Annotated in this window: 13 protein-coding genes; 9 read left to right on the top strand and 4 right to left on the bottom strand. The window is 43.5% G+C overall.

Annotation, left to right across the window (positions count from 1 at the left end):
• Positions 1-65 precede the first annotated feature (65 nt).
• Both MHI32_RS18175 and aspA read left to right on the top strand, forming a co-directional pair.
• A complete protein-coding gene (locus MHI32_RS18175) occupies positions 66-1,742 on the top strand; it encodes a hypothetical protein (protein WP_339187509.1) in 1,677 nt (558 codons plus the stop codon).
• Between the two features lie 393 nt (positions 1,743-2,135).
• Positions 2,136-3,566, top strand: a complete 1,431-nt coding sequence (aspA, locus tag MHI32_RS18170) for an aspartate ammonia-lyase (protein WP_094903409.1) — start codon at positions 2,136-2,138, stop codon at positions 3,564-3,566.
• A 146-nt stretch (positions 3,567-3,712) separates the two neighbouring features.
• Here the strand turns inward: aspA and MHI32_RS18165 are convergent, their stop codons facing one another.
• Positions 3,713-4,255, bottom strand: a complete 543-nt coding sequence (locus tag MHI32_RS18165) for a MerR family transcriptional regulator (protein WP_076182537.1) — start codon at positions 4,253-4,255, stop codon at positions 3,713-3,715.
• Positions 4,256-4,468: 213 nt separating this feature from the next.
• Between MHI32_RS18165 and MHI32_RS18160 the strand changes: the two genes are divergently transcribed.
• The 5 genes from MHI32_RS18160 (at position 4,469) to ybaK (ending at position 7,338) form a co-directional block, all read left to right on the top strand.
• Positions 4,469-5,089, top strand: a complete 621-nt coding sequence (locus tag MHI32_RS18160) for a bifunctional transcriptional activator/DNA repair enzyme AdaA (protein ID WP_076281633.1) — start codon at positions 4,469-4,471, stop codon at positions 5,087-5,089.
• Complete coding sequence (locus MHI32_RS18155; protein ID WP_076129825.1) at positions 5,079-5,612, top strand: methylated-DNA--[protein]-cysteine S-methyltransferase; 534 nt, start codon at positions 5,079-5,081, stop codon at positions 5,610-5,612. The genes MHI32_RS18160 and MHI32_RS18155 overlap by 11 nt, the downstream gene beginning before the upstream one ends.
• Positions 5,609-6,427 carry a radical SAM protein gene (locus MHI32_RS18150; RefSeq protein ID WP_076129826.1) on the top strand — a complete coding sequence of 273 codons (819 nt, stop codon included), beginning with the start codon at positions 5,609-5,611 and terminating at the stop codon, positions 6,425-6,427. The genes MHI32_RS18155 and MHI32_RS18150 overlap by 4 nt, the downstream gene beginning before the upstream one ends.
• Positions 6,428-6,512: 85 nt before the next feature.
• Positions 6,513-6,764 (top strand): YolD-like family protein, encoded by a 252-nt coding sequence (locus MHI32_RS18145; protein WP_036688306.1) that lies wholly within the window; start codon positions 6,513-6,515, stop codon positions 6,762-6,764.
• Between the two features lie 100 nt (positions 6,765-6,864).
• Positions 6,865-7,338, top strand: coding sequence for a Cys-tRNA(Pro) deacylase (gene ybaK, locus MHI32_RS18140; RefSeq protein WP_076129827.1), 474 nt, complete (start codon positions 6,865-6,867; stop codon positions 7,336-7,338).
• Here ybaK and MHI32_RS18135 read toward each other — a convergent pair.
• The 3 genes from MHI32_RS18135 to MHI32_RS18125 all read right to left on the bottom strand — a co-directional run bounded on the left by MHI32_RS18135 (position 7,327) and on the right by MHI32_RS18125 (position 10,015).
• The gene (locus MHI32_RS18135) at positions 7,327-8,079 is read right to left on the bottom strand and encodes a YdcF family protein (RefSeq protein WP_339187502.1); all 753 of its coding nucleotides are present in this window, start codon (positions 8,077-8,079) and stop codon (positions 7,327-7,329) included. The two genes, ybaK and MHI32_RS18135, sit on opposite strands and share 12 nt — an antisense overlap.
• A 61-nt stretch (positions 8,080-8,140) precedes the next feature.
• Positions 8,141-9,376 carry an MFS transporter gene (locus MHI32_RS18130; protein ID WP_339187500.1) on the bottom strand — a complete coding sequence of 412 codons (1,236 nt, stop codon included), beginning with the start codon at positions 9,374-9,376 and terminating at the stop codon, positions 8,141-8,143.
• A 165-nt stretch (positions 9,377-9,541) separates the two neighbouring features.
• Complete coding sequence (locus MHI32_RS18125) at positions 9,542-10,015, bottom strand: MarR family transcriptional regulator (protein WP_076129830.1); 474 nt, start codon at positions 10,013-10,015, stop codon at positions 9,542-9,544.
• A 324-nt stretch (positions 10,016-10,339) separates the two neighbouring features.
• Here MHI32_RS18125 and MHI32_RS18120 point away from each other — a divergent pair, with 324 nt between their 5' ends.
• Together MHI32_RS18120 and MHI32_RS18115 are read left to right on the top strand one after the other, a co-directional pair.
• Positions 10,340-11,941: a response regulator gene (locus tag MHI32_RS18120; protein ID WP_076217822.1), complete on the top strand. Its 1,602-nt coding sequence runs from the start codon at positions 10,340-10,342 to the stop codon at positions 11,939-11,941.
• Positions 11,942-11,973: 32 nt separating this feature from the next.
• Complete coding sequence (locus tag MHI32_RS18115; protein ID WP_076182507.1) at positions 11,974-13,755, top strand: sensor histidine kinase; 1,782 nt, start codon at positions 11,974-11,976, stop codon at positions 13,753-13,755.
• Positions 13,756-13,796 lie beyond the last annotated feature (41 nt).

Below are 13,796 nucleotides of genomic sequence, written 5' to 3'. Positions count from 1 at the left end.
TTATGCTCGATTTTCATGAATGACGGAAGATGATATAAAACTGAAATGATGGAGGTTGAAAAGTAATGCCGGGGTTGAAAAATATCCAGAGTACTTTTAAGGAACGTCAGCAAGAAATTATTTTTAATATAGCACTGGAAGCAGAGCAACGCCCTTTATTGGAAAGTGGACTCTGGTTCCATGATGATGTGCGAAATAACTTTTATTATGCTTCGTATCTTTTTGCAGCGGCTGTTGATGATTCTTTTGAGCTGCCTTTTGATCGTGAGCAAGCGAAACAGAAAGCACAGGATGTACTGCTGGAGATCTTAATGCTTCAGAACCGGCAGCCCGGCACAGAGTTATACGGTCATTGGCCGCTCGGTTTGAATCCGGTTCCGCGAGATGCGTCACCGCATGAGTTACCAGTGGAGCTTATGGGCAACCTGATGGCGTATTTTTGCAAAAGATACGGAGGAGCATTAAATGCTCAACTTCGCATAGTTCTGAATACAGCGTTTGGACATATTTATCGCAGTGATTTCTACCGTAAGCCGGTGGTTACTTTTGGGCATCATGAAGCTAAATATACAGCTGCTAAGCTGATTTTTGGCACCCTGTTTGCGGATGAAATATTGCTTGAGGATGGCCGGCAGAGTCTGAAGGATACGCTGGCTTATATTCGTACTAAAGGGATGCCGGAATACGGCAGTCTTCCGTGGTTTTGGCATTGGGTACAGGCATTCACCTGCGCGTTGGAACTTGTCCCGCCTGAGGATACGGAGCTTACTACAAGCCTTAAAGAAATGCTTGACCATCTATGGAATGTACGAGCTGAATTCTATCTGCGTGGTGCTTGGGTTGGTGCGCATTCTAGAGGCTGGCCGCATGATGTTCCCGGCGATGCTAATGTACTTCATGATTATGTTCAGTTTGGAGACTTCCAGCTGCCTGAGAGGATGCCGCGCACTGAGTATGCCGGTTTATTATTCTATCAAGTATCCGATGAAATATTAGCCGCAGCCATGAATCGCCAGACACCAGTGGAAGTAGGGAAGATTACTCAGAAGGTTGTCCCAACGGATCCACAGCCGCAGCCTTTGCTTCATTCCTATGCTTATATTACAGAGGAGTTTGCAGCAGGCGGGATGTGGGAGCGGGTTGAGGAATTCGATAATGAGCAGCTTCGCTGGGCTTTTTCGTTACCTGTGAGTGGAGAGGGAAGCGCAAATCAGCTGTATTTCTTCCACCCGGGACAAGGCTACAATGAGGGAGATCCCCGCCATCAAAGCCGTTATATGGAGGTTCTCTATCACAAGAATGTCATCATTTCTTTATTCCCAATCCCTCAGGGTGAGAAGAATACGATCATAGGTGTACTTCCCCAAGGGGAATGGAAACAAGAGCCGTATACATTGTACGGGCAAGTTGGTGAGACGTATTTTGTTATTTATTTATCTCACCCTTATCAGCTGCAGGAACGGTCCAGATTCATAGAGGTATCCGTCGCAGGGATGCCGGGCGGTGTGATCGTTGAAGCATTGGGCATTAAGAAAGCTGCCGAATGTGGTATTATTGGTTTAGAGGCTTTTGCCGCAGCTATGGCTCATAAAGAAAGGAATTTCGAAGTGGGAGAGGTATTAGCAGCGAATTATACCAACATGGATGGTGAAAGCTTAGTTTTGAGTATTAGTAGGGAGTCAGAATTACCGCAAGCTCAGCTTAATGGAATTCAGATCTCATTAGATCATTATTCAGTATAAAAAAACACAATTACTGTGATAAATAGTAATCCGAGTCGGCCTTTTTGGCCGGCTTCTTTAATAAGGAGCTACATGAAAGGATGTGATGCCCCATTGCACAGCCCGCAATAGATACCTAAGTATCCGTAAACGTGATTTTGTCCAAAATACTTATAATTGGGGTGAGCGACGATTTATCTGGATAAACTAGACCTAACGATTTGGTAATTCAATCCTCCCTAAGCACATTTCCCTTTAGAATAGCGGTGTCAGGTTACTAAATAGTAATTAATTACATTAAACCCTATTTTTCTGAGAGACATTTGTCACAATAAAGGTTAATATCTAAGTGAGATAGAAATGATTGCGCTTACTTATTTTCTAATAAACCTAATCATAATGAATGCGAGGGATATAACAGTGATTGAAACTGAATTTCGTGTAGAAAATGACTTTCTAGGCAGTAAACAGGTAGATAAGAACGCTTATTATGGGATTCAGACACTACGCGCAGTCGAGAACTTTCCTATTACGGGCTATCGGGTTCACAAAGAGTTAATCAAAGCGATGGGGATTGTAAAAAAAGCCGCTGCGCTTGCAAATATGGAAGTTGGCCGTCTCTATCGAGGGCTTGGAGAAGTTGTAGTGAAAGCAGCAGAAGAAATCATCGAGGGTCAGTGGCATGAGCAATTTATTGTAGATCCTATTCAGGGTGGTGCAGGTACCTCGTTAAATATGAATGCGAATGAGGTTATTGCTAACCGTGCCTTAGAACTGCTTGGCCATGAAAAAGGAGACTATCGTCACTTAAGTCCCAATTCACATGTAAATATGGCGCAGTCTACAAATGATGCGTTTCCGACGGCAATTCATATTGCCACACTTTCACTGCTGGAGCAGCTACTTGTAACGATGCACAGAATGCATGATGTGTTTGCGGTAAAAGCGGATGAATTCGATCCTGTGATAAAAATGGGTCGGACACATCTTCAAGATGCAGTGCCGATTCGTCTGGGTCAAGAATTCGAGGCTTATCGCAGAGTGCTTGAAAGAGATATCAAACGTATTGAGCATACACGCCATCATTTGTATGAAGTCAATATGGGAGCAACAGCAGTGGGTACAGGATTAAATGCTGATCCTCGTTATATTGAATTGGTGGTAGAGCACTTAGCTGAGATCAGTGAATTGCCGCTCGTAACGGCAGATCATCTCGTCGATGCCACCCAAAATACGGATGCCTATACAGAAGTGTCTGCTGCTCTAAAAGTGTGCATGATGAACATGTCCAAGATCGCTAATGATCTGCGGTTGATGGCCTCCGGTCCGCGGACTGGGTTTAATGAGATTTCATTGCCTGCACGCCAGCCTGGATCTTCAATTATGCCGGGCAAAGTTAATCCGGTTATGGCAGAGGTCATTAATCAGGTGGCTTTTCAAGTCATAGGGAACGATCATACGATCTGTCTGGCTTCCCAAGCGGGTCAACTGGAGCTGAATGTTATGGAGCCAGTGCTTGTGTTCAATCTCATTCAGTCCATCAGCATCATGAACAATTCCTTCCAAGTCTTCACAGACTTCTGTCTGGCTGGGATTGAAGCCAATAAGGAAAAGCTTGAGCGGGACGTGGAGCGGAGTGTCGGAATCATTACGGCTGTGAACCCGCATCTGGGGTATGAAGTGGTATCGCGGATCGCTAGAGAGGCGATTTTGACTGGGGAATCTGTACGGGAATTGTGCATTAAATATAATGTGCTGACCGAAGAAGAGCTTAATCTGATTCTGGACCCATACGAAATGACACACCCGGGAATTGCAGGAGCAGCTTTATTGCATAAAGAGTAGAATGTTCCGGAGGATCGAGCTTTTTGTTTGGAAAAAGCAAACCCCCGCCACCGTTTAGGGTGACAGGGGGAGATCCTAAATATGTTTTACTTATATGAATCTACTTCGCGATTGTCTGAAGTAGGTTCTTTTTTTACATTTCAGGCTTAAAAGAAAAATAAAGAACGTAACAGGCCGCGTTTTCTTGGCGGAGCCGTTAGTCTGGTAGTGGCAGTGGACTGGGAATTTTCATAAGAGGTGAGCGGTTTGCCGTTAGACACTTGCAACGGTTCTATGGATGCCGCGATTTGCTTGATCATTATTCGTAGGTCCTCAAGCTCCTCACGCTGCTGGAGCAGTTGGATCAATACTACTTCATCGGCTTTTTGATCGAGTGCACGTTCAACATTGTTGATGCGAGACAAGATATCCTTCATAGGCTCAGCATCTGTGTGCTGTAGTGGATTTTCCTGTTGTGATGTGGAAATTTGCTGCTCATTCGTGAGTGTGAGTTGTATACATTCCAAGGCCTCTCCGTGATTAATACGGTCTTTAATATGATTGAGCAGGTCGATTTGCTGCTCCGAGAAAACATAATGGCCAAATCGGTCTTTTGGAAAAAAATCAGGGAACATGGCAGCCCAACGTTTAATTGTGGTTAGACTAACTGACAGCAGCTCTGCGGCATCTTTTGTTTTTAGAATATCCATTTCGATTCCTCCAGTTCACGTAGTCATGTTATGAGTAATATTCGTTGTCCAGCAGCGGCTCCCTGCACGGTTGACAAAGGTAGTGCGTATTCGCTAAACAAAGTGTAATTACGAGCAATCTCACCCTTTTGGATTTCACTATCTTGCTTTTCCATTCCAAATTGAGTACAGATGAGCCTGCTCAGGGGTATAATTGCATTAGAGGTGAAGGCGATGAACAGGATTGAAGATGAGGAACAAATGACTGAGGAGCAATGGCAGGCTATTTTGCAAAACAATGTTGCTTATAACGACATATTTTTTTATGCGGTGAAGACTACAGGAATTTTTTGTCGACCCTCCTGCAAATCCAAAGCACCCAATCGGGAGAATGCGTGTGTTTTTCAGAATGCTGAACAAGCGCTGGCAGCCGGATTTCGTCCTTGCAAAAGATGTAAACCGACAGGTGAGCGTCTTCCTGATAAGGAATGGGTAGCTGTGATGACGGAGTACATTGATCATAATTATATGGCCCCCCTCACCCTTGAAACGTTAGCTGAGGTATGTCATGGCAGTCCTTATCATTTACATCGAACCTTTAAGAAAGTAACAGGAATCACTCCCGTGGATTATATACAGCAAAAGAGAATCGCTAAGGCATCTGAGTATTTGCTTACTACAGAGCAGGCAGTTGCTGAGATTGCATTACGTGTGGGTCTGCCCAATACATCATATTTTATTACTTTATATAAGAAAAAAACGGGGTATACACCCACACAGTTTCGTCAGCTTAACAAACAGAAAGTAACGTTGGCTTCTGATTTTATTTTGGAGGGACCGAATCATGGAGAATAAAAAAAATGCTATTCTATACTGGACATTATTAACCGATAAGGATTGGAGTTTTTATATTGCAGCCACTGAGAAGGGGTTAAGTTATGTGGGTTCGCAGCAGCAACCCTTTGAGGAATTAAGCGAATGGGTTAGACGTCGTTTTCCGGGGAGTGAACTGGTGCAGAACGATGAGAAGATGGCGCCTTATGTGAGGGAGCTTAGTGAATATTTGCAAGGGAACCGGCAGAGCTTCGGCATTCCTTTTGATTATCAGGGAACTCCATTTCAGCTTGCAGTGTGGAAGGCGTTATGTGAAATTCCATATGGACAAACCTGGTCCTATTCGGATATTGCCACACATATTCAAAGACCAGCTGCGGTGCGCGCGGTAGGGACTGCCATTGGCGCGAATCCGATTCTGATTACGGTGCCCTGCCACCGGGTTATTGGTAAGAATGGGACATTAACAGGATACCGGGGTGGTTTGGATATGAAGACCAAGCTACTTCAGTTGGAGAGAGGAGAGTATACAGCAGATATATGAAAATAGAGTCCAATTACACCTCCCCAAAAACCTTGCTGAATAAAGGAACAGGTTATCTGTCAGGCTACAGTCATTCCTTAAATCCATATACGGGCTGCACTTATGGCTGTTCCTATTGTTATGTACGTCAGATGCCTGTCTCGCTGTTCCGCAAAGAGGAGTGGGGGACGTGGGTAGATGTTAAACAAGAAGCGGCTGCAATTTTACAAAAAGAACTGCACAAAGCGAAGGCGAAAGGTCCCGTCTCTATTTTTATGTCGTCAAGCACAGATCCCTATCAACCGGTAGAGCATAAGGAAGAGGTGACGAGATCTTTACTGGAGGTTATGGTTCAAGATCCGCCCGATTTCCTATTCGTGCAGACGCGTAGTCCGCTGGTTCGCAGAGATATAGATTTATTATTACGTTTAGAGGATAAGGTTCGTGTAAGTATAACTGTAGAAACAGACCGAGAAGATATTCGCCAAAAATTCACATCAAGCGCTCCTCCCATTGCTGCAAGACTGAAGACGTTACAGCTTTTACGTGAAGCTGGCATCCCCATTCAAGCTACTATAGCGCCAGTACTGCCAAGCAGTCCAACTTTTCCAGCAACCTTAAGGGCTTTGGTGGATAGAGTCTGTGTGGATGACTATTTTATGGGCGACGGCAGCGGCGGCAAACGCACACGGAGATTAGGGATTTATTCCCTATATGAAGAGCTGCAACTGGAAGATTGGTATGATCCTGCAGCATATCGCAGAGTGTATGAAGGACTTCAGCAAGTTTTTTCCGAAGAGGAGCTATTCTTGAGCCAGAAGGGGTTCGAGCCTTAATCTGAAACATGGTATAATAAATGAGAGCATTCATACTTAGTATTTAATATACTTAATATCCGTAATAGCTTATTGGAGGATTAGTGTGGCAAAAGCAAAGGTGGCCAAGCGGCCCACAAGAGATGAATTTGTGCTTGAGGAGTTAGGTAATCAGTTAGTTGAAGCTAAGCAAGAAGGTTCTGAGATTTTATTGACCGTATGGGGAAAAGAAGAAGAGGTACGCGGTATGATCGTGGAAATGGATTCGCGAACCGGGAAAGTACACCTCAGTAACCATGAAGAAATCATAAAAGTTCCTTTTATGGATATCATGCAGGTTAATTATCCCAGAGATTAATGGGCACGGCAGCAACAGGAGGTCCTGAAAGCTATCATAGCTTTGGGGCCTCTTTGATCATAAAGGTAAGGAATAGAGGATATAGAAAGGGAGGTCAACAATGCAAGTAACCAAAACCAACGCGATGCGAATGCTGGATGCCAAAAAAATCGGCTATGAAGTGTTCGCCTATGACAATGAAGATGGACTAATCCATGGCACGGCTGTGGCTGAGAAGATTGGAAAGGCGGCAGAGACGGTTTTTAAAACGTTGGTCGCTCATAGCGGTGCAAATCTTTATGTATTTGTTATCCCTGTTGCCGAAGAGCTGGATCTCAAAAAGGCGGCCAAAGCCGCCGGAGAGAAAAAAATTGAGATGCTGCCAGTGAAGGATCTGCAGAAATGGACAGGGTATATCCGCGGTGGTTGTTCACCTGTTGGAATGAAAAAGCTGTACCCCACGTTCATTGAGAGCAGCGCAGAAGGGCTGGAAACAATGGCTGTCAGCGCTGGGAAGATTGGCCAGCAAATGGATGTAGCCCCACAGTTACTCGCTGAGGTTGTACATGCGAAATTTACAGAACTAATCAAATAGCCGAGCAGCAAGCTGGCCTAAATATTCCTTCAATGCTAACCCTGTTGTGGAGATCGCTCCCGGGGATGGACTGAACTTGGCGGGCTGCAGTGCAATATCAGCGCTGGCGATATAATCCGTAGGATAGGCTTGCGCTGTTAGCCTTGCATTCTTAAAGTGCAACATCGCTCGGGACATATGAAAACCTGAAGTAACTAGTATAGGTTTTATAAGTCCGGTTTGTTGCAGGATGGCTGCGGTATTTACAGCGTTTTGCTCCGTGTTGAGGGATTGATTTTCGATCAGGATGTCCTCTTCGGGTATGCCGAGACCCAGTAGTTGTCTTTGCGCGATATCCGCTTCATTACCACTGTCGGAGAATACTTGTCCGCCAGAAAATAAGATTGGCAGACCTGTCTGCCGATGGAGGCGAACAGCAGTAAGCAGGCGATTTGCCGCTGATCCGTATAAATTGCCCTCGCCGTCTATATCCGGTGTGCCAGAGCTGGCGCCCCCGCCGAGTACGACGATGACATCTCCTTGCAAAGTTTCCGGCTGCGGATATTTCCGTTCTAGACTGCCGATCAGCGCATCGCTGACTAAGGGTGTCATGGAGAAATACATTAATAGTGTAACCCCGAGTAGAACTAGTGCTGGCCGGCAGTTTTTTTTCCATAACCAAATGACTAAACCTAGCAGAAGCACGATAAACAGGCCGGGAGGAAGCACAAAGCTGTATACAAATTTGATGATGTAAATCAACAGTATCAACCGCCTTCTAAAAATATAAGTTCAGGTTGTATTGTAACATGAGATTGCAAGATTACATATTTACATGCGTATCCTTATACAAAACGGATATTGCCGCAGCTATCAGGATCATCCCCATAAAAGCGGGTGCAGCATGGCCAAGTGATACATATATTTGACCTCCAATGACAGGCCCGATCATTCTTGCTAAAGCCTGAATAGATTGGCTACCGCCTTGAATCCTCCCTTGTTCACTAGAATCGACAGACTTGGAAAGCATCCCATTGAATGAAGGCCCAAAGATCGAATCCCCAAAACCAAATATAAACATTCCAGCGATAAAAAGCGGATAGTATGAGAACAAAGCAGATAGTGCAATAAGACTGTAGCCTATAATCTCTGAAACCATTCCAAGAATTGCGATCTGTTTATCCCTAAATTTCAGCAAAAGCTTAGGCATGATGAAACCCTGTGAAATGATGTCTTGGAAGCCCATAATTGAAAACATCAGTCCGATTAGTGCAGGCTTCCAGCTGAAAGTATCCATTGTGAATTGTGAAAAAACAGCCTGTAAAGATCCGTTGGGTATCCAAAGTAAGAATGCTGAGACCAGTAGCCTTTTTAAGTTTTTTATGGACAATATGCTTGCAAGCTGTGTAAATGGATTCAGTCTTACCAAGGTAATTTCTTTTAGTCTATTGTTCTTGTCAAGGCTCTCAGGCATAAAAAAGAATCCGTAAACAACATTTAATAAGGTTATTATTGCTCCGAAATACATAGGTACAGAATAACCAAACTTGGCAAGTAAACCGCCTAGCGTTGGACCAATGACGGTGCCGACACCAACAACCGCACTCACCCAGCCAAAGTATTTGGTTCTCTGTTCTGGTGGAATGATGTCAGCAAAATAGGCGAAGATAGTACCTATGCTTCCGCCAGTTATACCTTCTATTATACGTCCAACAAAAAGTACCCATAACGCTCCTCCTATCCCAAAAACTAAGTATCCAATCGCGGAACCCAAAAGGCATACCAAAAGTAATGGACGACGCCCGTATTTGTCACTCAAAGCTCCAAGTGCAGGGGCTGCAAAAAATACGCAGACTGCATAAACAGACGTCAGCAGCGTGACAACTATAGCCTGTTCTCCCGGATTGCTTATATAAGGCTGCACTAAAAATGGGACAACGGGCATGATGATACTGAAGCCTATTCCGCACAGAAACACAGAGATCAAACCGAAGATTAGAGCGTGTTTATCTACGGTTTGCTCTGTGTTCTGTTCATTATGTGATCTGAATTTGAACATTAAATTCTCTCCTCAAAAGTTGAAATTTTGATTCCTTGGAAACAAATTTGGTACATCACCATTTTTATCACGGTTTTGTTTCCGTGTCAACAAAATAACGACCAAAAAAATGCAGCCTTTCTCATAAGAGCCCGGCTGCATGGAGTTTCATTTTCATTATTCGAATTAATTCGGATTAAAATCTATACCCTGTTTCTTTATTTCTGCATCCAAATGCCTACTATACTTTTCTACGAAGCTAAGCATACTGTCAAATTGCTCCTCAGTTACCTGCTCAAATACGGCTTTATCCCGCTCTTGGAACTCTTTGTGCAGGTCCTCATGGATTTTATAAATTACTTTCCCTTGCTCAGTAAGCCTAAAATAGATTTCTTTTTTGTTATCCGATTTTTGGTAGCTTTCGATGAGGCCCTTTTGGATGAGCTTCTTAGTTAATTTACTTATGGCACCGCGAGTCATATAAAAGGACTCTGCAAGTTTTGTGACGTTGGAATCTGCATTTTTTTCAATGTATTCGATGCAATGTACTTCAGAAGGTTTATAACCCTTAAGACTGTCTTCCATCTTATCCTTATTAAGCCAAACCATCTTGTTATATACATCCCTGAAACCCATCATGACCTGATCTTCTTTGTTCATGGCCTGTCCTCCCAGCGCTCTTACATTAACAAATTATATTGATTTTTTGTTTCTATTTCAACAATATTAAAGTTGAGGATAGTTTGTTTCATTGAACTTTAGATAAAAATAACAGGTGAGTAGTAACGGGGGAAGTCCAAACATTCCCCGCAGTTACGCCTGCCACCTTTTTAAGCGTAGATATAATATTCTTAAGAAACTGCGGTTTCTTCTTAAGAAAGTTCATCCGCTTGAAGCTGCACCAAAGATTGTTTGTCTGTTATCATAAGATTAAGATGATTGGACAGCTGTGGGATGATTTCTCTAAGGTAGGAGGACTGCATAATGAAGAGTATTCGGGTACTGCTCGCAGATGATGAACCGGTGATTTTGCGAGGCCTAAAAAAACTGATTTCATGGGAGAAGCTTGGACTCACCATTGTTGGAGAGGCCAGTGATGGAATTGAGCTGAAACAACAGATCGAGGATTGTGATCCTGATCTGATTATTAGTGATATAAGCATGCCAGGATATACAGGGATTGATATCATCCGCGAAATTCATGAAGCTGGCAGAGCGGTGAAGGTTATTTTTATAAGCGCTTATCAGGAGTTTACGTATGCCCGTCAAGCACTGCAATATGGTGCGCTGGATTATTTGGTGAAGCCCGTGAACAAAAATCAGCTGGAACAGGTTGTGAGCAAAGCCGTTTCCCTTATTCGTCAAGAAACAGAAGGCGAGCGCAACAAAGAGAAGCTGAACCATTATGAACAGAGAAACCGCAGATTAACGATCGAAGAATTGCTCGACAAGCTGACGGACGGCAATAAGGGAACAGCAGACACCTTGCTTGATATGGGAATTATAGCGTTAAGTCGCTACGTCAGTATTTGTTTGGTAGAGACGGACGAGTCGTCGGGGCAGCCTTCCAGATGGGAAGAACGCGAACGTAAGCTAATTGATTTTGCACTGTCTAACATTATTAAAGAAACCGTGGAGCAAAGCGATAATAGCTATATGTTCCGTAAAGGGGAACGTTTTTGTATCCTGCTCCAGCATGAATATGCTGAGGAACCAGAGAGAATTGCCTTAGACCTCCATGACAAAATTACAAGTTTTCTGAAATTAAAGGTGACCCTTGGGGTAGGCAATCCTGTTGACGGTATGGATGATGCTGATGAATCTTATCGCCAAGCTTTGAAAGCGCTAAATTATAAATATTTTACAGGGCCTAATCGTGTGATTCCTGTTAAAGAGAGCAGGTATGAGAGTGAATCATTGATTCAAGCTCCGCTGCATGAAATCCAGTCCGCCCTTGGGATTGCCATGAAATCACAACACAAAGAACAAATTGAGCAAGAGTGCCTGCGATTATTTCAGACGATCCGGCAGACGGCAGGCGGGAATAGAAACCAAGCCGTTTCTACCGTATACAATACATTCTTGCAGCTTGAACAGGAGCTTATTCAATTCGGTGTGGAGGCAGGTCCATCACTTCAGGATACAAATCCGATTCTTGAACGATTGGCTAATTATTCTACCTTCCAAGAGGTGGAGGAAGATTTCCGTGTGCTTTTGAACAAAATGTCCGGGCAAATTGGCAGTCGCATGGGCAGTAAGGAACTGAAGCAGCTTTCCCAGGTGAAGACTTATATTGAGGAGCATTATCCAGAAAATATTACACTGGAATCTATGGCAGGGATGATGTTTATGAATTCCTATTATTTCAGCAGCTTTTTCAAAAAACATACCGGACAGAACTTTAAGAATTATGTCACTGAGGTGAGGATGAATCATGCCCTTCGTTTATTGCTGCAAAGCGATATGATGGTTTATGAGATTGCCGATAGTGTAGGCTACAACAATGCCCGGCATTTTAGCGATATGTTTAAGAAGAAATATGGCAAGCTGCCACAAGAATATAAGCAATCCTTCAAAAGCCAATAGTCAGATGGATAGCAAAGGGGATGCCTTCATTCATGTTTATCTGGGGCCGAAGATCCAAAAGTATATTTGTTAAATTCTCCGCTTCCTTTTTATTAGTCGGCCTAATTCCGCTTTTTGCACTTAGCTACATTTCTGTGCAGACGTTTTCCGGATATGTCGAGCGTTACACAACAAGCAATTTGCAGCAAATGGTGCTATATATGAGCTATAACCTGAATTCAGCCTTTAATCAGTACAATGAGGTCTCTAAGCTGATGTATACGGGACGATATGAAGGTTTTATCGAGAGTTATTCGCAGAATCAAACCTATAATGTAAATGAGCTGGAGCAGATCAATACGATTCCTATTGAAACCTTTCTAAAAACAGTTCTCTACAGTGATTCCTACATCACCAGTGTTTATTTTCATAGGGAGTCAGACGATAAGCTCTACTATCAGGAAAAAGAAAACAGAGGGGTCAATTTTGATTTGCTGCCTTATCAAGAGTGGTTAACTAAAATGGCTCCAAATCCTTCACAAGTGGCAATTTTCCCTACCCATTCCGAAGAATATTATACAGGTTCAAAGCGCAGTGTGTTCACCATCGGCCGTACTTTAATTGATATTTCCGGGCGTGTCACCAAAGATCCCAAGATAGTAGGGACCTTGTTTATGGATGTGGATGTTTCGTTATTTAATCAGTTCTTCAGAGAATTAAATCTGGGGGGACAGGATGAATTATTCCTGCTGGATGGCGACGGAAATGTATATTTCACGAATGAGACAAGGTCGGCGAATGGAGAGGCTTTTCGGGCTAAAAAGGACGAGGAGATGATCGTTCTCAGTGAAGAGATTCCTTTTCTTAAAGGCACGGTGACTGCCAGAATTCATCGAGCAAATTTATTCGATCAGCTTTTTTCAGCTCGTACGACGGTGTTTATAGCGATGTTTATTTGTGCGATTGCAATGATCATCATGGGCGTCTGGTTCTCTAGGCGGCTGGCTGCTCCGATTCGGAACTTAATTAAGCAAATGGCTATCGTAGAATCCGGTAATTTGGATACCCAGATGGTCGTGAATAGCAATGATGAAATGGGTAGACTTAGCCATGGTTTTAACCGAATGGTCGAGCGTTTACAAGCCTATATCGATGAAGCTTACGTTGCCCAGATCAAGCAGAAGCAGACGGAGTTAAATGCTCTGAAGAGTCAGATTCGTCCGCATTATTTATACAACACCCTGGAAGTCATTCGAATGAATGCGGTGGATAAAGATAATGATGAGGTCGCAGATATGATTTTATCGCTCTCTAACCAGTTGAAATATGTAATCGACTATGGAGAGGACAGGGTAAGCATACGACAGGAGCTGGAGCATCTACGGGATTATTTCTATATTATCTCTGTGCGGTATGAGAATAAATTTGAGCTTGTAGTCGATCTCTCACCCGAAGTGGATCTGAACTGGTACATTCTGAAATTGTCACTTCAGCCGATAGTTGAAAATGCTATCCAGCATGGCTTACGCAGTCAAGGCAGAGGGACAGTTGGATTGACGATCGAAAAGAAAGATGAAATGCTGTTGGTTACGATCTATGATGATGGAATCGGTATGAGCAAGGAAAAGGTACAGCAGTTGGCTGAAACCTTGGAAGAGCCTAGTTCGCCTAGCAAAAATGTTGGACTAAAAAATGTACATGAACGAATTCGTACAGTGTACGGTGCAGAATACGGGGTATCTATCAGCAGCCGGGAGCATATTGGGACATCAATTCTATTGTTGCTTCCGATTGTAGAGGATCCGTATAAAATCTCGGATTCGGAGAATGCGTAAAGGATAGACGATGAACGGAAGACTGCGGTCTTTCGTTCTTT

Origin of the sequence: Paenibacillus sp. FSL H7-0690 (assembly GCF_037980415.1) — a bacterium.
In the GTDB taxonomy this organism is placed as follows: domain Bacteria; phylum Bacillota; class Bacilli; order Paenibacillales; family Paenibacillaceae; genus Paenibacillus_AQ; species Paenibacillus_AQ odorifer.
The sequence above is the reverse complement of the archived record's forward strand: the minus strand, read 5'-3'. Positions and strand labels throughout refer to the sequence as shown.

Bases quoted from the DNA above. Each gene is read 5' to 3' on its own strand.
- MHI32_RS18175 (WP_339187509.1), top strand. From the start codon at position 66: ATGCCGGGGTTGAAAAATATCCAGAGTACTTTTAAGGAACGTCAGCAA.
- MHI32_RS18165 (WP_076182537.1), bottom strand. From the start codon at position 4,255: ATGGATATTCTAAAAACAAAAGATGCCGCAGAGCTGCTGTCAGTTAGT.
- MHI32_RS18160 (WP_076281633.1), top strand. From the start codon at position 4,469: ATGAACAGGATTGAAGATGAGGAACAAATGACTGAGGAGCAATGGCAG.
- MHI32_RS18155 (WP_076129825.1), top strand. From the start codon at position 5,079: ATGGAGAATAAAAAAAATGCTATTCTATACTGGACATTATTAACCGAT.
- MHI32_RS18150 (WP_076129826.1), top strand. From the start codon at position 5,609: ATGAAAATAGAGTCCAATTACACCTCCCCAAAAACCTTGCTGAATAAA.
- ybaK (WP_076129827.1), top strand. From the start codon at position 6,865: ATGCAAGTAACCAAAACCAACGCGATGCGAATGCTGGATGCCAAAAAA.
- MHI32_RS18130 (WP_339187500.1), bottom strand. From the start codon at position 9,376: ATGTTCAAATTCAGATCACATAATGAACAGAACACAGAGCAAACCGTA.
- MHI32_RS18125 (WP_076129830.1), bottom strand. From the start codon at position 10,015: ATGAACAAAGAAGATCAGGTCATGATGGGTTTCAGGGATGTATATAAC.
- MHI32_RS18120 (WP_076217822.1), top strand. From the start codon at position 10,340: ATGAAGAGTATTCGGGTACTGCTCGCAGATGATGAACCGGTGATTTTG.
- MHI32_RS18115 (WP_076182507.1), top strand. From the start codon at position 11,974: ATGTTTATCTGGGGCCGAAGATCCAAAAGTATATTTGTTAAATTCTCC.